The 19,352-nt window shown below is 65.5% G+C and carries 21 protein-coding genes; 18 read left to right on the forward strand and 3 right to left on the reverse strand.

The window, feature by feature from the left end; translation table 11 throughout:
• Together AAHE99_RS24615 and AAHE99_RS24620 are read left to right on the forward strand one after the other, a co-directional pair.
• A partial coding sequence (locus AAHE99_RS24615) for an L-cystine transporter (RefSeq protein WP_342120392.1) occupies window positions 1-1,294 on the forward strand: 1,294 nt, incomplete at its 5' end.
• Between the two features lie 13 nt (window positions 1,295-1,307).
• Window positions 1,308-1,964, forward strand: a complete 657-nt coding sequence (locus AAHE99_RS24620; RefSeq protein ID WP_342120394.1) for a thiol:disulfide interchange protein DsbA/DsbL — start codon at window positions 1,308-1,310, stop codon at window positions 1,962-1,964.
• On the opposite strand, the gene AAHE99_RS24625 is transcribed toward AAHE99_RS24620, so the two are convergent.
• Window positions 1,909-2,409 (reverse strand): hypothetical protein, encoded by a 501-nt coding sequence (locus tag AAHE99_RS24625; RefSeq protein WP_342120396.1) that lies wholly within the window; start codon window positions 2,407-2,409, stop codon window positions 1,909-1,911. The genes AAHE99_RS24620 and AAHE99_RS24625 overlap by 56 nt on opposite strands.
• Before the next feature lie 263 nt (window positions 2,410-2,672).
• On the opposite strand from AAHE99_RS24625, the gene AAHE99_RS24630 reads away from it, so the two are divergent.
• The 16 genes from AAHE99_RS24630 (at window position 2,673) to AAHE99_RS24705 (ending at window position 15,917) form a co-directional block, all read left to right on the forward strand.
• Complete coding sequence (locus AAHE99_RS24630) at window positions 2,673-2,912, forward strand: hypothetical protein (RefSeq protein WP_342120398.1); 240 nt, start codon at window positions 2,673-2,675, stop codon at window positions 2,910-2,912.
• Entirely contained in the window at window positions 2,888-3,499 is a 612-nt protein-coding gene (locus AAHE99_RS24635) for an alpha/beta hydrolase (protein WP_342120405.1), read from the forward strand. Before AAHE99_RS24630 ends, AAHE99_RS24635 begins: the two co-directional genes overlap by 25 nt.
• The gene (locus AAHE99_RS24640) at window positions 3,496-3,999 is read left to right on the forward strand and encodes a hypothetical protein (RefSeq protein ID WP_342120406.1); all 504 of its coding nucleotides are present in this window, start codon (window positions 3,496-3,498) and stop codon (window positions 3,997-3,999) included. The genes AAHE99_RS24635 and AAHE99_RS24640 overlap by 4 nt, the downstream gene beginning before the upstream one ends.
• A complete protein-coding gene (locus AAHE99_RS24645; RefSeq protein ID WP_342120407.1) occupies window positions 3,996-4,280 on the forward strand; it encodes a hypothetical protein in 285 nt (94 codons plus the stop codon). The genes AAHE99_RS24640 and AAHE99_RS24645 overlap by 4 nt, the downstream gene beginning before the upstream one ends.
• A 72-nt stretch (window positions 4,281-4,352) precedes the next feature.
• A protein-coding gene (locus AAHE99_RS24650; RefSeq protein WP_342120408.1) for an IS3 family transposase occupies window positions 4,353-5,503 on the forward strand; the annotation gives its coding sequence in 2 pieces (ribosomal slippage) (window positions 4,353-4,599 and window positions 4,599-5,503; 1,152 coding nt in all).
• 21 nt (window positions 5,504-5,524) lie between these two features.
• Entirely contained in the window at window positions 5,525-6,031 is a 507-nt protein-coding gene (locus AAHE99_RS24655) for a hypothetical protein (RefSeq protein ID WP_342120409.1), read from the forward strand.
• Between the two features lie 110 nt (window positions 6,032-6,141).
• On the forward strand, window positions 6,142-7,389 hold the full coding sequence (locus AAHE99_RS24660; RefSeq protein WP_342120410.1) for an efflux RND transporter periplasmic adaptor subunit: 1,248 nt from the start codon (window positions 6,142-6,144) through the stop codon (window positions 7,387-7,389).
• The gene (locus AAHE99_RS24665; RefSeq protein WP_342120412.1) at window positions 7,386-8,048 is read left to right on the forward strand and encodes an ABC transporter ATP-binding protein; all 663 of its coding nucleotides are present in this window, start codon (window positions 7,386-7,388) and stop codon (window positions 8,046-8,048) included. The genes AAHE99_RS24660 and AAHE99_RS24665 overlap by 4 nt, the downstream gene beginning before the upstream one ends.
• Before the next feature lie 9 nt (window positions 8,049-8,057).
• Window positions 8,058-9,338, forward strand: coding sequence for an ABC transporter permease (locus AAHE99_RS24670; protein WP_342120414.1), 1,281 nt, complete (start codon window positions 8,058-8,060; stop codon window positions 9,336-9,338).
• The gene (locus tag AAHE99_RS24675; RefSeq protein ID WP_342120416.1) at window positions 9,338-10,540 is read left to right on the forward strand and encodes an ABC transporter permease; all 1,203 of its coding nucleotides are present in this window, start codon (window positions 9,338-9,340) and stop codon (window positions 10,538-10,540) included. Before AAHE99_RS24670 ends, AAHE99_RS24675 begins: the two co-directional genes overlap by 1 nt.
• Before the next feature lie 9 nt (window positions 10,541-10,549).
• Window positions 10,550-11,968, forward strand: a complete 1,419-nt coding sequence (locus tag AAHE99_RS24680) for a sigma-54-dependent transcriptional regulator (protein ID WP_342120418.1) — start codon at window positions 10,550-10,552, stop codon at window positions 11,966-11,968.
• Window positions 11,965-13,260 carry a sensor histidine kinase gene (locus AAHE99_RS24685; RefSeq protein ID WP_342120421.1) on the forward strand — a complete coding sequence of 432 codons (1,296 nt, stop codon included), beginning with the start codon at window positions 11,965-11,967 and terminating at the stop codon, window positions 13,258-13,260. The genes AAHE99_RS24680 and AAHE99_RS24685 overlap by 4 nt, the downstream gene beginning before the upstream one ends.
• A 183-nt stretch (window positions 13,261-13,443) precedes the next feature.
• The gene (locus AAHE99_RS24690) at window positions 13,444-14,208 is read left to right on the forward strand and encodes a histidine phosphatase family protein (RefSeq protein WP_342120424.1); all 765 of its coding nucleotides are present in this window, start codon (window positions 13,444-13,446) and stop codon (window positions 14,206-14,208) included.
• Complete coding sequence (locus AAHE99_RS24695; protein WP_342120425.1) at window positions 14,205-15,125, forward strand: NAD(P)H-hydrate dehydratase; 921 nt, start codon at window positions 14,205-14,207, stop codon at window positions 15,123-15,125. Before AAHE99_RS24690 ends, AAHE99_RS24695 begins: the two co-directional genes overlap by 4 nt.
• Before the next feature lie 13 nt (window positions 15,126-15,138).
• Window positions 15,139-15,498: a hypothetical protein gene (locus AAHE99_RS24700; RefSeq protein ID WP_342120427.1), complete on the forward strand. Its 360-nt coding sequence runs from the start codon at window positions 15,139-15,141 to the stop codon at window positions 15,496-15,498.
• A 14-nt stretch (window positions 15,499-15,512) separates the two neighbouring features.
• The gene (locus tag AAHE99_RS24705; RefSeq protein WP_342120429.1) at window positions 15,513-15,917 is read left to right on the forward strand and encodes a hypothetical protein; all 405 of its coding nucleotides are present in this window, start codon (window positions 15,513-15,515) and stop codon (window positions 15,915-15,917) included.
• Between the two features lie 39 nt (window positions 15,918-15,956).
• On the opposite strand, the gene AAHE99_RS24710 is transcribed toward AAHE99_RS24705, so the two are convergent.
• Together AAHE99_RS24710 and AAHE99_RS24715 are read right to left on the reverse strand one after the other, a co-directional pair.
• Window positions 15,957-16,778, reverse strand: coding sequence for a substrate-binding periplasmic protein (locus tag AAHE99_RS24710; RefSeq protein WP_342120431.1), 822 nt, complete (start codon window positions 16,776-16,778; stop codon window positions 15,957-15,959).
• A gap of 100 nt (window positions 16,779-16,878) precedes the next feature.
• Window positions 16,879-19,179: a glycogen debranching protein gene (locus tag AAHE99_RS24715; protein ID WP_342120433.1), complete on the reverse strand. Its 2,301-nt coding sequence runs from the start codon at window positions 19,177-19,179 to the stop codon at window positions 16,879-16,881.
• Window positions 19,180-19,352: the final 173 nt, after the last annotated feature.

Consider the following 19,352-nt stretch of genomic DNA (forward strand, 5'->3'; position numbering starts at 1 on the left):
GGGGGGGGGGGGGGGTACCCCTTGGGGGGCGGGGCGGCGGGGGGTTTCGGGCGCGGCCCCCCCGGAAGTCAAGCTCACCGGCCAGTACCTCGACATCGTCGGCAGCGGCTACGTCAAGCTGCTGCAAATGATCGTGATGCCGCTGATTATGGTGTCGATCGTGTCGGCCATCCTCAAGCTGCGCAACGCCAGCTCGCTGGGCAAGATCAGCGCCCTCACCATCGGCACCCTGATGCTGACCACCACCGTGGCGGCGGCGATCGGCATCCTGATGGCCAAGCTGTTCGGGCTGAGCGCGGTGGGGCTGGCTTCCAACGCGGCCGAAGTGGCGCGCGGCGCCTACCTGGAAGGCAAGCTGGCCGACGCGCAGGCGATCTCGCTGCCGAACATGCTGCTGTCCTTCATCCCCAGCAATCCCTTCCTCGACATGACGGGCGCGCGCAAGACTTCCACCATCGCGGTGGTGGTGTTTGCGGTGTTTATCGGCGTGGCGGCGATCGGCATCGCGGAGAAAAAGCCGGACCACTTCACTTCCTTCGACCATGCGGTGCACGTGGCGCATACCATCGTGATGCGCATGGTGACGCTGGTGCTGCGCCTGACGCCCTACGGCGTGTTCGCGCTGATGGCGCAGGTGGTGGCCAGCTCCAGCTATGCCGATATCCTGAACCTGATCGGCTTCGTGGTGGCGTCCTACTGCGCACTGCTGCTGATGTTCGGCGTGCACCTGGCCATGGTGTCGGCCAGCGGGCTCAATCCGCTGCGCTACGCCCGCAAGATCCTGCCGGTGCTGACTTTCGCCTTCACCTCGCGCACCAGCGCGGGCGCCATCCCAATGAGCGTGGCGACCCAGACCCAGCGCCTCGGCACGCCGGAAGGCATCGCCAACTTTGCTGCCTCCTTCGGCTCCACCATCGGGCAGAATGGCTGCGCGGGGATTTATCCGGCCATGCTGGCGGTGATGATCGCGCCGACCGTGGGCATCGACCCGTTCACGGTGTCGTTCCTGGCGCCGCTGCTGGCGATTGTCACGATCGGCTCGGTGGGCGTGGCGGGCGTGGGCGGCGGCGCCACCTTTGCGGCGCTGATCGTGCTGTCTTCCATGAACCTGCCGGTGGCGCTGGCGGGGCTGCTGATTTCCATCGAACCGTTGATCGATATGGGGCGCACCGCGCTGAACGTCAGCGGCTCGATTGCCGCCGGCACGGTGACCAGCCGGGTCATGGGCGAAACCAATATGGCGTCTTTCGCCAGCGACCAGGAATTGCAGGTCGATTCCCAATCTACCCATTAATACAGGAGACTTCATGCGTCGTATTACTCTGTCCCTGGCGCTGGCCGCACTGTGCGCCGGCAGCGCCTTTGCGTCCCCGGCCAATCCGGTCAACGGCGCCGAATTCCGCACCCTGCCGCAGGCGCAGCCGACCCAGAAGGTGGAAGGCAAGGTCGAGGTGATCGAGTTCTTCATGTACCACTGCCCTGCGTGCTATATGGTGGAGACGCCGTTGACGGACTGGGTCAGGAAGAATGCGGACAAGGTGCACTTCCGCCGCGTCCATTTGTCGAGCGGCGATACGCGCGACTTCGAAGCGCGCCTGTTCGCGACGCTGGAGGCGATGCAGCTGCAGGACAGCCTGCATGACAAGGTGCTGCACGCCTGGCACCAGGAACGCCGCCGCCTGCGCAGCGATGCCGAGAACCTGGAATGGGCGGTGCGCAATGGCCTGGATAAGGAGAAGTTCCTGGCGGCCTATAACTCGTTCGGCGTTGGCATGCGCCTCAAATCGCTGGCGCGCATGGCCGATACCTATGGCGTGACCGGCACGCCGACCATTGTCGTCGGGGGCAAGTTCGTGACCGAGCCGGCCATGGTGCAGCAAGCCAACCGCCATCTCGGCAACGAGGATGTCATGCCGGCTTCCCTGCAGGTGCTGGATGCGCTGGTGGCGCGCTCGCGCCAGTAAGCTCGGTGCGGCGCTTTTCAGTGCGCCGGGCTTCCGCTTCGGCGGCATGGCGCAGCCTGAGCGCCTGCGTCCAGACACCCTCGCCTGGCAGCTGCACATAGATCAGCATCCAGGCGTTTCCCACGTTGCCCAGGCAGGCCGTCACGAACTGGTTCGGCGACAGCGGGCGCGCTTCGTAGATCAGTTCGCCGCACACGATTTCTGCGTAGTGCACGCCGCTGCAACTTTTAACGCGCAGCCGCGTTCCGTCCGGCAGGAAGATTTTCTTCCAGCCATAACCTGCCGGCGGCGCGGGCCGCGTTTTCGCCCGCTGGCGTTGCAGCCATTCACGGATCGCCAGATCGGCCAGTTCTGAAAGTTCGCAATCATTCGCCTGCTCAGTCTGGTATTCGAGCAGCGCGCGCAGTGTGGGAAGGGGCACTTCCAGAGTCCCTCGGTAGCTCATACTGAATCCTCCTGAAATTTATCCCCTTTTGAGCGCTGCAGGGCCAAAAAGTTCGATTTTCAGTAGTTTTCAGTAGTAGGTTTCAGTAGCTTTCAGTAGTACGACCCTCAGTGCGCGTGCAGGCATGACCCCAACTGAAACCTACTGAAATTCCGCCCCTTTATAGCGCTACCAAGCCCAAAAGTCCGATTTTCAGTAGTTTTCAGTAGTAGGTTTCAGTAGCTTTCAGTAGTACGACTCGAGGAGCTCGCGGGGATGCTCCATTGCGCGTCAGCTGGCGCGCAGGCCATAATGCCGTTTATCAAAAAATCAACGATAGTTCGGAAATGAAGAAATTGCTGTCGTACCGGCCGCTCCAGCTCGGTCTGGGCATCGCCATCGGAACGCTGATTTATACCGGGATGCTTAGCGCCGCGCGCGAATTCGATTTCGCCCGCGCCGTTTTTGCCGGTATGTTCTGTGGCACCGGCGCAGCTGTGTGGCAGCGCTTCCAGCGGCGCTGAATAAAGTGCGCACCATCAAATACGGCCCACATGATTCGCAAGTGGGCGACCTGTACCTGCCGAACGCCGCGCGGCCAGCTGTCGTGTGTCTCCCGCACGGAGGGTTCTGGCGCATGCCGTATGGGCGCGAGGAGCTGGCGCCTATTGCTGAAGACCTGGCAGCCAAGGGCTATGCAGTCAGGAACATCGAGTACCGCAGGGTAGGCGCGCCGGGTGGCGGCTGGCCCGGCACATTCGGCGATGTGGCGCTCGCCGTGGATCACCTGGCGACGCTGTGCGATGAAAGTCTCGCGCCCGACCTGGAGCGCGTGGTGCTTGCCGGCCATTCCGACTGCGGCCAGCTGGCATTGTGCGCCGCGGCGCGCAATGGGAACGCACGCTTCCGCGCCAAGCGCGTCCAGCCGCTCGCCGTGGCGGCCCTCGCCGCAGTATCCGATCTCGCGCGTGCCTACGAAACCGGCGCTGGAAATGGCGCAGTCAACGCCGCCGTTGAAGGCGACTACGCAACTGCGGCCGCCGCAGCTGGAGACCCTGACAGCATGGCGCATGCATCGCCGTGCAAGTGGCTGGCACAGGTGCTGCAATGAAAACCAGCTCAGGTCCATCGCTGCCGACCAAAACGCTGGCCGCAGCTGCCGTCGTCCTTGGGCTCACATGCGTCCGCGGGCTAGCCTTATGGGGCGGCGTCGTCATTGGCATCGTCACCCTGAGCTTCCTGCCCTGGGCGATATATTCAATCGTTCGAATGACCATGCGGCCAGCTGAGCGCCGCAGCCGTGCGATACGCCTCGCAATCTGGATAGGTGTGCTGGCAATTGCGTTAAGCGTTCGGACGCATTGGGATACCGCTGCCCGTGCGGAGGCCACTGCGGTCGCCGCAGCCCTGCAGGCACACCAGGCCCGTACCGGGGCTTATCCCGCCAGCCTGAGCGAACTGGGGCTCGACGCTGATGCGCTGAAAAAGGAATTTAGTCTGACCTATCGCGTGCACGAGGGCCAGGCGAGCTTGTTCTATTCCCGTCCCAGCATGCCGATGATCGCCGATCACTACAACTTTGAACACAAAACATGGACGAGCCGAGATTGACCGACCAAGTCCTGTCCTTAGCCCGCACCGCCCACGATTTGACGGAGTCGGCATACCTGCAGCATCCGTCGAAACGCGGCGAGGCCGGATGGCAGGATAAACAAAGAATACTGCTGGCCGACATGGCGCTGCATCTGCTGCAGACAGCGCTCAAAGACGGCGAGCTGTCGCAGGAATCATTAAAGAGGAACCTCTACGCCATCCTGACGATTACGGACCAGTTTTTGCCGGGACACGAATTAAAGAAAGTCGCAGAGAAGCTTTTAGGAAAAGACGTTTGATTCGACGTGAAGAGTGAATCGCCACGAGTATTGTAGATACTCCTGAGCCATAATTGTGGCAAAGGAGCGATCATGAGCGGAAATCGATATACGGAAGAGTTCAAGATAGCGGCGGTCAAGCAGGTAACCGAGCGCGGCAACCCTGCAGCGGAAGTCGCCGAAAGGCTTGGCGTTAGCACCCACAGCATCTACGCCTGGATTAAACGCTATGGCGTACCCGAACCAAAGCGCAAAGCTGTCGAAGCGCAGGCCGACGAGATGCGGCGCCTGAAGGCGGAACTGAAGCGCGTCACGGAGGAGCGTGACATCTTGAAAAAGGCCGCGGTGTACTTCGCCAAGACGTCCGGGTAAGGTACACCTTCATTTGGGATCATAAGGACGAATACGCAGTGCGGCGTCTGTGCGAAATGATGGAAGTTCACCCGAGCGGCTACTACGCCTGGTGCGTGCAGCCGGAAAGTAAGCGGGCCATAGAGGACAAGCGGTTGCTAGCGCAAATAAAGGAGTCCTGGCTGGAAAGCGGTACCGTGTACGGGTATCGTAAAGTGCATGCTGATCTGCAAGAATGCGGCGAGCAATGTGGAGCAAATCGTGTGCACCGAATCATGCGCGAAGCTGGCATTCGCTCGCAGACAGGATACTGGAAGCGGAAATGGAAGCGCGGAGGAGTTCCTTCCGTCGTCGCGCCCAATCATTTGCAACGCCAGTTCGATGTCACCGAACCCAATCGAGTCTGGGTGACGGATATAACCTACATCAAAACTTACGAAGGCTATCTATACCTGGCCACCATCTTGGATTTATTTTCGCGGCAGGTCGTTGGTTGGTCTATGGCGTCAAGGATGGAGGCAGATCTAGTGATGAAGGCTTTGCTGATGGCTGTTTGGCGACGTAAGCCGACGAACGAGGTCCTGGTACATTCGGATCAAGGCAGTCAATACACCAGCAAAGACTGGCAAGACTTCTTGGCTGCGCATCGCTTAGTTTGCAGTATGAGCCGGCGAGGAAACTGTCATGACAACGCGGTGGCTGAAAGCTTTTTTCAACTGTTAAAGCGTGAGCGGATCAAGCGAAGGATATACGCGACACGTGACGATGCCAGGCAGGATATCTCCGACTACATCGAGATGCTCTACAATCCAAAGCGTCGACACGGATTCAATGAAAAGCTGTCGCCGATGGAATTCGAGAAGCGACATTTTGAGAGGCCAGGAAGTGTCTAGGATACTCGTGGCGATTCAGAGATGGGAATAACGACGATCAAGGCTTGCGCCGCAGTGCTGTTCCTGCTGGCGCATACATCGGCCTTCGCACAGGGATTTCGCGACTGGCGCTTTGGCATGAGCAAGGCCGAGGTCACAGCCGTCGGCGACGCGACGCGCTACTATCGGTTCAAAAATGGCGATCTCGGCGCGCAAGGCGAGCCTTTCGAGGACCGCCTGGTTTCCATCTCCTTCTACTTCGGCGACGGCAAACTGACTCGGGTCATGCTGATCCCCTATATGGGCACCGACCCGGCCAAGGCTCTGGATGCCTGGCAAGACGTCTACACGCACATGAAACGGCGCTGCAGCGTCGGCGAGCTGCATGAGTCGCTCGCCGCTTTCGAGGCCGCCACGGCAAAACTGGCGCAAGGCCAGCGGCACCAGATGGGGTGCCACCCCATGCCGTCCGGCGTACGGCTCTGGGCATCCGCGCTGCGCACCGCCGACGGCTCGCTCATGATTTCGGTGAACTACGGCGAGCCCTGACCACTGTCCGGAAACGGACACCCCTGTGCGGCGGCGGGCAGCGCTGGCGCGTCATGCCGCGTAAAGATGCGCCTTCCAGGCCTGGCACGGAGATTGCAATACACCGTGTCATGGACCAAGCTATCAACCCTTCGATCATCCAACGCCGCCGCCGCGCCACGCTGCTGGCGGTGGGCGCCGGCCTGGCGCTGGCGACGGCCGCCGTGTGGGGCGTCAACCGCGCGGTGGCGCCCAGCGCGGGCGCCGCTGAACTCACTATCGCCGAAGTACGGCAAGGCAGCATCGCCGACGCCATCGGCGCGGCCGGCGTCGTCATCCCCGTCCACGAAGAGCAGGTAGCGAGCCCGATCCAGACCCGGGTCGCCAAGGTGCACGCCCGCCCCGGCCAGCAGGTCAGCGCCGGCAGCCTGCTGCTGGAGCTGGACAACGAGGCCGTGAAGCTCGATATCGAGCGCCTGAAAGAGCAGCTGGCGCAGCAGGACAACCGCATCCAGACCCTGCGCCTGGAGCAGGAGCAAAAGCGCAAGCAGCTGGCCAGCAGCATCGAACTGCTGCAGCTGGACCTGCAATCGACCCGCGCCAAGCTGCAACGCTCGCAAACCCTGCGCCAGCACGGCGGCGTCTCGGCGGAAGACCTGCTGACGGCGGAACTGAACGTCAAACGCAATGAAATCCAGCTGCGCCAGCAGCAGGAACAGATCGAGGACGTACGGCGCGCCACCAGCAGCAATATCGAAGGCGCCCAGCTGCAGCAAAGCATCCTGCGCAAGCAGCTGGCGCAGCAGGAAGACCTGCTGGCGCGCACCCAGGTGCGCGCGCCGTTCGACGGCATGCTGACCTGGCTGCTGCAGGACGAGGGCGCGGCCGTCGCCACCGGCCAGCTGGTGGCGCGCGTGTCCGACCTGCACAACTACCGGGTGGAAGCCACGCTGTCCGACTTCCACGCGCGCCGCGTCGAACCGGGCCAGGAAGTGCTGGTCGAACAGGGCGCGCTGCAACTGCGCGGCAAGGTGCACACCATCCTGCCCGAAATCCAGAACGGCACCGTCAAGCTGCTGGTCACGCTGGAGCAGCCCAACCACCCCGCCCTGCGCAACAAGCTGCGCGTCGATGCCAACATCGTGGCCGCGCGCAAGGACGGCGCGCTGGTGGTGGCGCGCGGCCCGGCCTTCAACGGGCGCGGCAAGCAGGCCGTGTTCCTGGTGCAAGGCGGCAGCGCGCGCAAGGCCATGCTCGACATCGGCGCCAGCGACGGCAAGCAGGTTGAAATCCTGGCCGGCGCGCGCGCCGGCGACCGCATCATCATCTCCGACACCACCCGTTTCAAAGACAACGACACCATCAGGATCGCACAATGATCAAGCTCGAAAAAATCAGCAAGACCTACCACACCGACAAGGTGCAAACCCTGGCGCTGAAGGACATCGACCTGCACGTCAAGCAATCCGAGTTCGTCTGCATCATGGGCCCCAGCGGCTGCGGCAAGAGCACCCTGCTCAACATCATCGGCCTGCTGGACCGCCCCGGCGCGGGCGCCATCCACATCGGCGGCGCGGCCGTGCAGTCGTACAAGGACAAGCACGTGGCGCGCCTGCGCAACGACACCTTCGGCTTCATCTTCCAGAGCTTCCACCTGATCAACGACCTGCGCGTGATCGACAATGTGGAACTGCCCCTGCTCTACCGCAGCATCGCCGCCGCCGAACGCCGCGCACTGGCCCGTGCCGCGCTGGAAAAGGTCGGCCTGGGCGCGCGCATGGAGCACTACCCGAACCAGCTGTCGGGCGGCCAGCAGCAGCGCGTCGCCATCGCGCGCGCCATGGTGGGCCGGCCCGACGTGCTGCTGGCCGACGAGCCGACCGGCAACCTCGATAGCAAGATGGGGGCGGAAGTGATGGACATCCTGCTCCAGCTGAACGCCGAAGGCACCACCGTCGTCATGGTCACCCACGACGAGAACGAAGCGCGCCGCGCGCACCGCATCGTGCGCGTGTTCGACGGCCAGCTGGTAGCGTAAGGAGCGGCCATGCTGAAAAACTACCTCCTGACGGCGTGGAACGTGGCGCAGCGCCGCAAGCTGTTCACCGCCATCAACCTGGCCTGCATCGTATTGACGCTGGTGGTGCTGCTGGTCGTCACCGCCCTGCTGCAGGAAGCGTTCTACCCTTCCGGCGTCGAGCACCGCAGCAACCGCTTCCTGCAGATCCAGCTGCTGGAAGCCACTAACGACAAGCAGACCGCTACCAGCCGCAGCCCGCTCGGCTACCGCGTGATCGACAAATTCCTGAAGCCGATGCAGGGCAAGGAACTGGAAGCGGTGGCCACCGTCTCCGGCCTGGAACCGACCTCGGTCATCATGGACGGCGCTAATACCGAAGTGCAGATGCGCCATGCCGACGCCGAATACTGGCGCGTGATGGACTTCAAGGTGCTGGCCGGCCGCGTGCCCAGCGCGGACGACGTGGCGCAGGGCCGCATGGTGGCCGTGCTGTCGCGCTCCATGGCGCGCAAGCTGTTCAACGATCCCGCCCCGCTCGGCCGCAAGGTCGAAGCCGGCGCGCAAAGCTTCAGCGTGATCGGCGTGGTGGAAGACGCGATGCACCTGAACGCCTACGCCGACATGTGGGTGCCGCTCACCACCTACCCCAACACCATGTACCGCCAGCAGATGACCGGCACCTTCGTCGCCCTGCTGCTGGCGCGCAGCCCGGACGACCTGCCGGCCATCCGCAAGCAAGTGCAGCGCATCGCGCGCAGCATGGACTTCACCGGCGACCCGGAATTCACCAGGGGCCAGATGTGGGCCGACAGCAAGATCGACCTATTCGCCCGCATGCTCACCAGCAGCCGCGATTTCGACGCCGACACCGGCAGCGTCACCATCGGCGGCGCCCTGAGCGGCACCGGCCTGGTGCTGGGCGGGGTCGGCCTGCTGATGCTGCTGTTCATGCTGCTGCCGGCGCTGAACCTGGTCAACCTGAACATCGGCCGCATCATGGAGCGCAGCACCGAGATCGGCGTGCGCAAGGCCTTCGGCGCCACCAACCGCCAGCTGGCGCTGCAGCTGGTGCTGGAAAACGTGGTGCTGTGCCTGGCCGGCGGCGCCATTGCCCTGGCCTGCGCGGCCGGCGTGCTGTGGTGGCTGGAAGCGGCCGGCCCGATCCCCTACCTGAAGGTGGGCCTCAACCTGGCCGTGTTCGGCTGGGGCCTCCTGATTACCGTTGTCTTTGGCGTGCTGTCGGGCGTGCTGCCGGCCTGGAAAATGTCGCGCCTCGATCCTGTCCACGCCTTGAAGGGAGCCGCCTGATGCTGCGCCACCTGTTGAAACTGACCTGGAAGCGCAAGTCGCGCAATCTGCTGCTCAGCGCCGAAATCCTGCTGGCCTTCCTGATCGTGTTTGCCATCGCCGCCACCGGCGTGCGCTACTGGCAGCTGTACGACAAGCCGCTGGGTTTCCAGTACCAGGACGTGTGGGCGGTGCAGCTGCAGCCGCCGAACGGCAACCAGCTGGGCCGCACCGAGGGCATGCACGAGCAGTTCGTGCGCGCGCTGCAAAGCATGCCGCAAGTGGAGAACGTCGGCATCACGACCTTCCCCCTGTTCCAGGACGCCAGCATGGTGTCGCGCATCGCGCTGGCCGACGGCAGCCGCTCGGTGCGCGCCAACATGATCGAGGCCAGCGACCAGTTCTGGGCCACCCTTGGCATGCCGCTGGCCGCAGGGCGCTGGCCGTCGGTGCAGGACGAAGGCGCCGACGCGCTGGCCACCGTCATCACCCGGCGCATGGCGCAGGAGCTGTTCCCTGACGGTTCGCCGCTGGGCCAGGTGATCCGCGCCGAAGCGAGCAATCCCACGGAGGCCCAGCGCTTCCGCGTGGTGGGCGTGGTCGAGGACTTCCGCAGCCATGGCGAATTCATGGCGCCGCGCGCGTTCATGCTGTACCGCTACGTGCCCATGGCCGGCAACAAGATGCAAATGACGCTGCTGCTGAAGGTGCGGCCCGGCACGCCGCGCGCGTTCGAACCGGAGCTGCAGCGCCAGCTCAAACAGGTGCGCAACGACTGGGCCTTCACCATCAACCCGCTGGCCGAGCTGCGCGCCTCGCAGCTGACCATGGCGCTGGTGCCGCTCAAGGTGCTGGGCGTGATTGCCGCCTTCCTGCTGGCGATGGTGTGCTTCGGCCTGTTCGGCGTGCTGTGGCAGAACACCACGCGCCGCATCCCGGAAATCGGCCTGCGCCGCGCGGTGGGCGCCAGCGCCGGCGCCATCTACCGCCAGATCGTCGCCGAGCAATTGCTGCTGTCGTCGCTGGCCATGGCGGCCGGCCTGGCCCTGCTGGTGCAGCTGCCGCTGACCGGCGCCCTGGGCGAGGCGCTGGACTGGGGCGTGTTCGCCGGCGGCGCGGCCCTTTCAATGGCCGTTATCTATCTGCTATCCTTACTGTGCTCGCTGTATCCCGGCTGGCGCGCCAGCCGTCTGCATCCCGCCATGGCGCTGCACTATGAATGAATGGAATCCATGCGCCGTATCCTGATTGTCGACGACGACAGCGCCGTCCAAGTCTCGCTGCAACTGCTGCTCAAGCAAGCCGGCTATGCAGCGCACTGCGCCGACGAACCGCAGCAAGCCTTGCAGGCGCTGGCCGCGCACACGTTCGACTTGGTGCTGCAGGACATGAACTTCTCGCTGCAGACCAGCGGCGAGGAAGGCCTGGCGCTGCTGGCCGCGCTCCGCGCCGCCCAGCCCGCCCTGCCGGTGCTCTTGATGACCGCCTGGGGCTCGATCGCGCTGGCGGTGAAAGGCATGCAGGCCGGCGCCGCCAATTTCTTCACCAAGCCCTGGGACAATGCGCAGCTGCTGGAACTGGTGCGCACCACGCTGGCCGCGGTGCCGCCGGCCGGCGGCGCCGGCGACGGCGCGCAGGGCCCGAGCCGCGCGGAGCTGGACCGGCAGTTCGATTTTGCCGGCATCATCGGCGAGCATCCCAAGCTGCTGCGCGTGCTGGCCACCATCGGCCAGGTGGCCGCCACCCGCGCGCCGGTGCTGATCCTGGGCGAGAGCGGCTGCGGCAAGGAGCTGGTGGCCGACGCCCTGCACCGCAACAGCCCGCGCGCCGCGCTGGCGCCGGTCAAGATCAATATGGGCGCGGTCACCCCCAGCCTGTTCGAAAGCGAGATGTTCGGCCACGTCAAAGGCGCCTTCACCGATGCCCGCAGCGACCGCAAGGGCCACTTCGCCACGGCGCACGGCAGCACGCTGTTCCTCGACGAGATCGGCGAGCTGCAGCGGCCGGACCAGGTCAAGCTGCTGCGCGTGCTGCAGGACCAGAGCTTCACCCCGGTCGGCGCCAGCCGCAGCGAGCAGGCCGACGTGCGCGTGGTGTCGGCCACCAACCGCGAGCTGGCCGAACTGGTGGCCAGCGGCGAATTCCGCGAAGACCTGTTCTACCGCCTCAACCTGATCACCATCCGCCTGCCGGCCCTGCGCGAGCGGCGCAGCGACATCCCGCTGCTGGTGCGCCATATCGTCGGCACGGTGGCGGCCAGCTACGGCCTGCCGGCCGCCAGCGTCACGCCGGCCGCGCTGGAGTGGCTGGCGGCGCAGCCCTGGCCCGGCAATATCCGCCAGCTGCGCCAGACGCTGGAGCGCACCATGCTGCTGGCCGGCCGCCCTCAGCTCGACAAGGCCGACTTCCTGGCCGCCAGCGCGCACGAGGAAGGCGGCAGCGCGCGCCTGGGCGTGGACGGCATGACGCTCGACCAGGTCGAAAGGCTGATGATCGAAAAAGCCATGGAACAGCACCAGGGCAATATCTCGCGCGTCGCCGCCGCCCTCGGCCTGTCGCGCGCCGCCTTGTACCGCCGCCTCGAACGCCACGGCCTGCACGTTCCCGCCGCCAGCGCGGCCGACAGCGCGGCGCCGGCCGGCGAGGCATGAAGCGCCTGCGCGTCCGGCTGTTCGCCTACCTGGCCGGGCTGCACCTGCTGCTGTTCGCGCTGGCCTTCACGCTGCTGCAACGCCGCCCCTGGCTGCTGCTCGCGCTGGAAGCCGCGCTGGCGCTCAGCTTCTACCTCGGCTGGCGCCTGCTGCGCCGCGCGCTCGAGCCGCTCGGCTACACCGAGCGCCTGCGCGACCTGCTACAAGACCAGGACTACGCCGCCCGCCTGCGCGCCAGCGGCGACAGCGAGCTCGACCAGCTGGTCGACCAGTTCAACGCCCTGCTTGGCCAACTACACGCCGAACGCCTGCGCCTCGGCGAACAGCAAGGCTTTCTCGACCGCCTGCTGGAAGCCACCCCCAGCGCCGTCGTCGTGTTCGACTTCGACGGCCGCATCTCCCTGCTCAACCCCAGCGCGCAAGCGCTGCGCCACCGCGAGGACCTGCTGCGGCAGCTGGACAGCCTGCCCGACGGCGCCAGCACCATGCTGTCCGACCCCGACGGCCGCCGCTACCGCGGCCAGCGCGGCCACTTCTACGACCGCGGCTTCGCCCGCCGCTTCCTGCTGATCGAAGAACTGACCGAAGAGCTGCAAAGCTCCGAACGCGCCACCTACGAAAAGCTGGTGCGCGTGCTGGGCCATGAAGTCAACAACACGGTGGCCGCCACCGGCTCCGTGCTGGAATCGCTGCTGTTCTACCGCCGCCAGCTGGCCGAGGCCGACGGCGAGGACTTCGCCACCGCCATCGGCGCCGTCAAGCGCCGCAACGCCAGCCTGGGCGAGTTCATCGAACGCTTCACCCACGTGGCCAAGCTGCCGGCGCCCGACCTGCGCCCGTGCGCCGTGCAGGACGTGGTGGAAGACATCCTCTACCTGTACCGCGAGCCATGCCGCAGGCGCGGCATCCGCATCGGCTGGCGCCGGCGCGACGCGGCCGGCCCGCTGCCGCTCGACCGCCAGCTGCTCGAACAGGCGCTGCAAAACCTGGTCAAGAACGCGATGGAAGCGGCCGACGCCACCCAGCGCGAACGCGGCGGCCGCGCTGCCGTCGAACTGGAACTGGTGCGCGAGCCCGCAGGCCTGCGCCTGTCGGTGATCGACAGCGGCGCCCGCCTGGCGCAGGTCCCGGCCAGCCAGCTGTTCACCCCCTTCTTCAGCACCAAGAAAGGCGGCCAGGGCATCGGCCTGCTGCTGGTGCGCGAAGTGCTGCTACGGCACGGCTTCCCGCACCGCCTGGCCCCCAACGCCGCCGGCGAAACCTCGTTCGACATCTGGTTCCCCAATAGCTGAGCCCGTGTCCACCTTGGGGTCAGGCTCTTTGGTGGACACGAGCCCGGCCGTGCAACGGCTGGGGCTGTGTCCACCAAAGAGCCTGACCCCAAGGTGGACACGGACGCGGCTGTGGGGATTGTGTGCCGCGCGGTGGCGGCATCGCATACCATAGGCTTTTGACTGTCCGCCGAAAGGTATGCGATGGAGCAAAAATGGCCGCAGCAGATCTGGCTGGTGCGTCATGGGCAGAGCGCGGGCAATGTGGCGCGCGATGTGGCGACGGCTGCCAATGAGTTGTTGATCGACATCGCCGAGCGCGATGTCGATGTCCCCTTGTCCGAACTAGGGTTGCGCCAGGCTGATGCACTGGCGCAATGGTTTGCCGCCCTGCCGCCGGGCGCCCAGCCCAATGTCGTGCTGTATTCGCCGTACCTGCGGGCGCGCGCCACGGCGCAGGCGGTGCTGCAGTGCCTGGGGCCGGACGACATGCTGGCGGTGGTGGCCGACGAACGCTTGCGCGAAAAAGAGTTCGGCATCACCGACCGCCTGACCTCGCTGGGCATCGCGCACCAGTATCCCGCACTGGCCGAACAGCGCAAGCACGTCGGCAAGTTCTATTTCCGCCCGCCGGGCGGCGAGAGCTGGTGCGACGTGATCCTGCGCCTGCGCAGCGTGCTCGATACGATTACCCGCGAGTACCGCCGCGAGCGCGTGCTGATCATCGGCCACCAGGTCATCGTCAATTGCTTCCGCTACCTGTTCGAGCGGCTCGACGAGGAAACCATCCTCGCCATCGACCGCGCGGCCGATGTGCCGAACTGCGGCATCACCTCCTACCAGTACGATCCCCAGGCCGGCCAGCGCGGCAAGCTGGTGCTGGAGCTGGAAAACTTCGTCGCGCCGCTCAAGGACAGCGGCACGCCGGTCACCGACAAGCCGGACATCCCGGCCGCACCGAAGCCATGAGCACGCCCATCGCCCTCAGTCCCGCCGTGCTGCGCGAATGGCCGCTGCCGCAGCCCGGCTTTGACGGCGACAAGGAAGCGCGCGGCCACGTGCTGGTGGTGGCCGGCTCGGCGGAAATGCCGGGTGCGGCGATCCTGGCGGCGGAAGCGGCCCTGCGCGCCGGCGCCGGCAAGCTGACCATCGCCACCGCCGCCAGCGTGGCGGCCCAGGTGGGCAGCGTGATCCCGGAAGCACGCGTGATCGCACTGGGCGAGACCAGTGCGCACGGCTTCCAGGCCGACAGCGCGCGCCGCCTGGGCGAGCTGGCGGGCAAGGTCGACGCCGTGCTGGCCGGTCCCGGCATGGAAGACGAGGCCGCCACCGTGGAGCTGGTGCGCAGCCTGCTGGAACGCTTCAGCGACACCCCCATCGTGCTGGACGCGCGCGCCATGTGCGCCGTGCACCCGCGCGGCGAACCGCATTTGCTGGACGAAGCGGTCGACTGGGAACAGTTCCGCTTTGCCGTGCCGGTGCTGCTGACGCCGCACGCCGGCGAGCTGGCGCGCCTGACCGGCGGCGAGCGCGCCAATATCGAACAGGAACCGCAAGGCGCCGCCAGCGCCGCCGCGCAGCGCTGGAACGCCGTGGTCGCGCTGAAGGGCGCTACCACCGTGCTGGCGGCGCCGGACGGCGGATTGTGGCAACACCAGGGCGGCAATGCCGGCCTGGCCATCTCCGGCTCGGGCGATGTCCTGGCCGGCCTTATCGCCGGCTTGCTGGCCCGTGGCGCCACGCTGGAACAGGCTGCGGCCTGGGGCGTGGCCCTGCACGGCGCCGCCGGCGAACAACTGGCGCTGCGTTGCGGCCCACTGGGCTACCTGGCGCGCGAAATGGCGGCGGAAATACCGGCACTGCTGCGGGTATTGGCCGCGCAATAAAAAGGAGCTTTCAATGAACACCACGAGCAAAGCAGGCGCCCTGTTGCTGGGCGCAGTACTGGCAGCCGGGCTGGCCGCCTGCAAGGACCGGGACCAGGTCCCGGCACCGGTGACCGAACCGAATACCACGGCCCCGACGCCGCCCGCCGCGGCGCCGGCGCCGGAAACGGCTCCGGTCACGCCCACCACGCCGCCGTCCGACAGCACCACGCCACCGCCTGACACCACCACGCCGCCAGCCACCGGGGCCACACCAGGCACCAGCGGCACCAGTGGCACCAGCGGCACGGCCGGCAGCGGCCAGCCCTCATCGACTGCGCCGGACAAGACCGACCACAAGGATCCGCAGCGCGACCGCCGTCCGACCTACTAAGCAAAGGACCCGCTATGCAGAACCGACCCACCACCCGCGCCCTGCTGCTAGGCGCCCTGCTGGCTGCCGCCCTGCCAGCCTGCAGCAAACACGAGGCCGGGAGCCCCGGCAATCCGCCCACCGGCACCTCGCCCACCACCACGCCGGACACCGGCGGCACCGGCACCGCCGGCACACTCGAGCCGCAAGCCCCGGTCACGCCGTCGCCAGCCGATGCACAAGCCGGCCGCGGCGCCGGTCCGGCCAATGCAGGACCCGGAACCGGGGCCGGCAACTCCGAAACAGGCGCCTCCGGCGGTACTGCGGCCACCCAGGGTACCCAGCCAACCGCGCCAACCAGCGGCAATACGCCGGCCGGCAGTCCGGCCGCGACACCCGGCACCTCGACACCTCCGGCAAGCCCGCCGCCCAAGCGCTAAGCGCAGCGCCTCCTGCGGCCAGTGTCTGCCGACCGCGCGTCACTCGGTTTTCGCGCGGCCAGCGGCCAGCGCATATTCCTGGTATTTGCGTTCGATGGCGCGCTTGCGGGCCTGGAATTCCGGCCGCTGCGCGGCGGCATCCAGCGCGGCCAGCAGCTTCTGTCTTTCCGGATGGCTCTTGCGCACACCAACATGGAACGCCACCAGGCTATTGGGGATAAAGCCCACCTTTTTCATCGACAGCCGGTGCTCATAGCCGAACTGGTGCGCAAAGTACACCGCCTGCTCCTCCGGCATGATGAAAAAGTCGCCCTGCTTGCGCTGGAAAATCATGTGCATCAGCGCGGGCGGCCCGTTGACCGGGTAGCGCTTGATGTAGGCCGGCACGTTCTCATCTTCCCACGCCACCGCTTCCTGGCTGACAAACACCAGGGCCTTCAAGTCTTCAAAACTCCTGGCGGCGGCAATCCGGGCCGCGTTGGGATTATCACGGTCGAACACCAGGTTGCCGTACTCGCGGGAATAAATAGGGTGCGGGGAAAACTGCGCATAGCTGCGGCGGCTGGCCGAAGGAAAGGTGACGAACATATCCATCTCGCCAATTTCCACCATCCGCTGCGCGCGCACCCATGGATAGGCATGGAATTCCGGCTGATACTCAGGAACCATGCTGAACAAGGCGGCGATGATTTCCTTCAGCATACCGGTCACCTGGCCATTCTCGACAAAGCTGACCGGCGCCAGCGTATTCGAGAAAGCGACACGCACCACCTTGCTGGCGTGCGCGGGCGCCGCCAGCGCACAGGCCAGCAGACAAGCAAGCAGGACTTTTGGAAACCAATAATTGGTTTTAAGACGCATGGATATCCTCGGCTCCCTCAGCGTGTTCGTGACGCGGGCGGCATTTTCCATACAGTCTATATCAGCCGGCGCCCTTGCACAGGGCGCCGGCCATGCAGGCTTACTTTGCAATCAACAGCAGCAGGCCGCGTCCGCACACGCCGTAGACGTAGTTTTCACCGCCAATGGCATCCTCGGCGCCCGGCGTGCGCACCTGGCCTGCACCTTCGGCCCAGCTGCAGGTGTCGGTCACGCGGAACCAGCTCTTGCCGGTGCCAGGCCATGGCAAGGTGAAGTTCACGTTGGCGCTCCAGCCGTTATACGCCACATAGATGGCCGAGGCGCTGTCGCCGAACTCGCTGCCATCGATGCGCCAGGCAATCGCATGGTTGGCGCTGTTGTTGAAGTAGCTGGCGTCGGCCACCGCCCCATCCGGCTTGAACCAGCGCAGCTGCTCCATCACGTTGCCGTTGCCGTCGGTGCTGGCGTAGAAATTCGCCGGGCGCAGCGCCGGGTGGGCCTTGCGGAACGCCAGCAAGCCTTTGGTGAAGGACTGGAAGTTGGACTGGTCGGCAGTCCAGCTCCAGCCCAGCCAATTGGCGCTGGAGTCGAGGTTGTAGGGATTGTTATTGCAGTTGATGCCGCGCAGGTATTCGTCGCCGCCGACCAGCATCGGCACGCCGCCGGACAACAGCAGCAAGGCCATGCCGTTGCGCGCAGCCTTGCGCTGGTCGGCCGCCACGCCGCCCTGGTCCCAGCTGTTGTTATTGTCCTCGCCACCGTCGCTCGGGCCGTACGGCCAGGCCTGGTTATTGTTCTTGCCGTTACAGCTGTACAGGTCCTTGAGCGTGAAGCCATCGTGCGCGGTGATGAAGTTCACCGAATGCCAGGGCTTGCGGCCGTCGTCGCCGTACAAATCACTGGAGCCGGCAAAGCGGGTCGCCAGCGTGCCGGGCGTCACGGCCACCTGCCCCATCATGTTCTGGTCCTGGCGCACCGCATCGCGGTAGATGCCGTTCCACTCCGCCCAGCCGGACGGGAAGCCGCCGACCTGGTAGGAATTGCCGCCAATGGCCCACGGTTCGGCGATGTGGTCAACGCCGCTGCCGCCGCCGGCCGCGCGGGCCGGCAGTTCGGCCATGATGCGGTTCAGGGCATTGCCGCTATCCATCTTGTCGAAGTTGAAGCAGCCGTGCTGGCAGCTGTTGCCCAGCACCGAAGCCAGGTCGTAGCGGAAGCCGTCCACGCCCAGCTTGTCGCGCCAGTAGGCCAGCGAATCGACGATCAGGTTTTGCGCCACGGTGTTGCGGGTGTTGTAGTTGCCGCCGACGCCGGTGTTGTCCCAGGAATTCTGGAAGTCGCTGGTCAGCGAGTAGTAGGTCGGGTTATCCAGCCCGCGCATGCCGTACAGGTTGTAAGTGGTCTTGTCGCCGGCGTTCCATTGGCCGCCCTCGCCGGTGTGGTTGTAGACCACGTCGATGTAGACCTTGATGCCGTTGTCGTGGAAAGCCTTGACCATCTCCTTGAATTCGCGGGTCGGGCCGCCGGGCGTCTGGTCGTAGCTGTAGCGGCGGTCGGGCGCGAAGTAGCCCAGCGTCATATAGCCCCAGTAGTTGTCGCCCGTGTTCGAGTTGGGATCGGCATCGTTGGTGTCGTTCTGGGTTTCCTGAACCGGCAGGAACTCGATGGCGGTCACCCCCAGGCTGGCCAGGTAAGGCGCCTTCAGCCCGGCGCCCTTGTAGGTGCCGCGGTACGCGGCCGTGATGCCGGTGTCGCTCTTGGTCAGGCCGCGCACATGGGCTTCGTACACGATGTCGTCCTTGAAGGCGCGCGTCGGCTTGCTGCCGATCGACTGGGTATCGCCTTGCAGCACGATGCCTTTCGGCGCGCTGCTGCCGCTGTCGATATTGCGGTACAGGGCGCCGCTGGCGTAGATGGTGCCGTTGCTCATGGTGGCCGTGACCGGGTCGTGGCTGATTTCCAGCGCGTAGGGGTCGGTCAGCAGCTTGTTGGGATTGAAGCGGTTGCCGTTGGCGTCGACGTCGGTGATGAAGCCGGTGGCCGAGCCCTTGGTCCAGGCTGCGTTGTAAGGCCAGTTCGGGCCCCAGGCGCGGTAGCCGTAGTACACGGTGCCGCTGATGCCGTAGCTCGCCAGCTGGGCACTGGTCACGTTCAGGCTCCAGACGCCGCCGGCGCCCAGGGTCAACGGCAGGCGGGCTTTTTCCTGCTGGCCGGTCGCGGCGCTGTACAGGTAAAGCTCGATGCGGGTGGCGCGGCTGGAGTAAATCTTGAAGTTGATGCTGGACTTGGTGGCGTCATAGGCGGCGCCAAGCTGGTTGGGATTGTTGGCGGCGTGGATGACCGGGCTGCCCAGCAAAGCGCAGCCCAGCATCGCCACCCCGAGGGCACGGCGAAATTTCATATCGTCTCCTGTATATTTATGTACTTTTGCTACTAAGTAGCCAGCACAGTCTGCACCTTCCCTCTGGTTTACTCAATCGTGCGCTCGGATGCGTGATGTAATTTCACTACAGCCCCGGCAATAAAAAAACCGGCGCCTCCTCGCGGAGGGCGCCGGTTCCGGGTTCAGGCCGG

This window comes from Pseudoduganella sp. OTU4001 (assembly GCF_038440195.1).
Taxonomy (GTDB): Bacteria; Pseudomonadota; Gammaproteobacteria; order Burkholderiales; family Burkholderiaceae_D; genus Rugamonas.

What these genes read in the sequence shown, in the direction of transcription:
- AAHE99_RS24670 (WP_342120414.1), top strand. Translation starts at nt 8,058, where the DNA reads ATGCTGAAAAACTACCTCCTGACGGCGTGGAACGTGGCGCAGCGCCGC.
- AAHE99_RS24660 (WP_342120410.1), top strand. Translation starts at nt 6,142, where the DNA reads ATGGACCAAGCTATCAACCCTTCGATCATCCAACGCCGCCGCCGCGCC.
- AAHE99_RS24705 (WP_342120429.1), top strand. Translation starts at nt 15,513, where the DNA reads ATGCAGAACCGACCCACCACCCGCGCCCTGCTGCTAGGCGCCCTGCTG.
- AAHE99_RS24685 (WP_342120421.1), top strand. Translation starts at nt 11,965, where the DNA reads ATGAAGCGCCTGCGCGTCCGGCTGTTCGCCTACCTGGCCGGGCTGCAC.
- AAHE99_RS24700 (WP_342120427.1), top strand. Translation starts at nt 15,139, where the DNA reads ATGAACACCACGAGCAAAGCAGGCGCCCTGTTGCTGGGCGCAGTACTG.
- AAHE99_RS24665 (WP_342120412.1), top strand. Translation starts at nt 7,386, where the DNA reads ATGATCAAGCTCGAAAAAATCAGCAAGACCTACCACACCGACAAGGTG.
- AAHE99_RS24710 (WP_342120431.1), bottom strand. Translation starts at nt 16,778, where the DNA reads ATGCGTCTTAAAACCAATTATTGGTTTCCAAAAGTCCTGCTTGCTTGT.
- AAHE99_RS24680 (WP_342120418.1), top strand. Translation starts at nt 10,550, where the DNA reads ATGCGCCGTATCCTGATTGTCGACGACGACAGCGCCGTCCAAGTCTCG.
- AAHE99_RS24675 (WP_342120416.1), top strand. Translation starts at nt 9,338, where the DNA reads ATGCTGCGCCACCTGTTGAAACTGACCTGGAAGCGCAAGTCGCGCAAT.
- AAHE99_RS24625 (WP_342120396.1), bottom strand. Translation starts at nt 2,409, where the DNA reads ATGAGCTACCGAGGGACTCTGGAAGTGCCCCTTCCCACACTGCGCGCG.
- AAHE99_RS24690 (WP_342120424.1), top strand. Translation starts at nt 13,444, where the DNA reads ATGGAGCAAAAATGGCCGCAGCAGATCTGGCTGGTGCGTCATGGGCAG.
- AAHE99_RS24620 (WP_342120394.1), top strand. Translation starts at nt 1,308, where the DNA reads ATGCGTCGTATTACTCTGTCCCTGGCGCTGGCCGCACTGTGCGCCGGC.
- AAHE99_RS24715 (WP_342120433.1), bottom strand. Translation starts at nt 19,179, where the DNA reads ATGAAATTTCGCCGTGCCCTCGGGGTGGCGATGCTGGGCTGCGCTTTG.
- AAHE99_RS24695 (WP_342120425.1), top strand. Translation starts at nt 14,205, where the DNA reads ATGAGCACGCCCATCGCCCTCAGTCCCGCCGTGCTGCGCGAATGGCCG.
- AAHE99_RS24655 (WP_342120409.1), top strand. Translation starts at nt 5,525, where the DNA reads ATGGGAATAACGACGATCAAGGCTTGCGCCGCAGTGCTGTTCCTGCTG.
- AAHE99_RS24640 (WP_342120406.1), top strand. Translation starts at nt 3,496, where the DNA reads ATGAAAACCAGCTCAGGTCCATCGCTGCCGACCAAAACGCTGGCCGCA.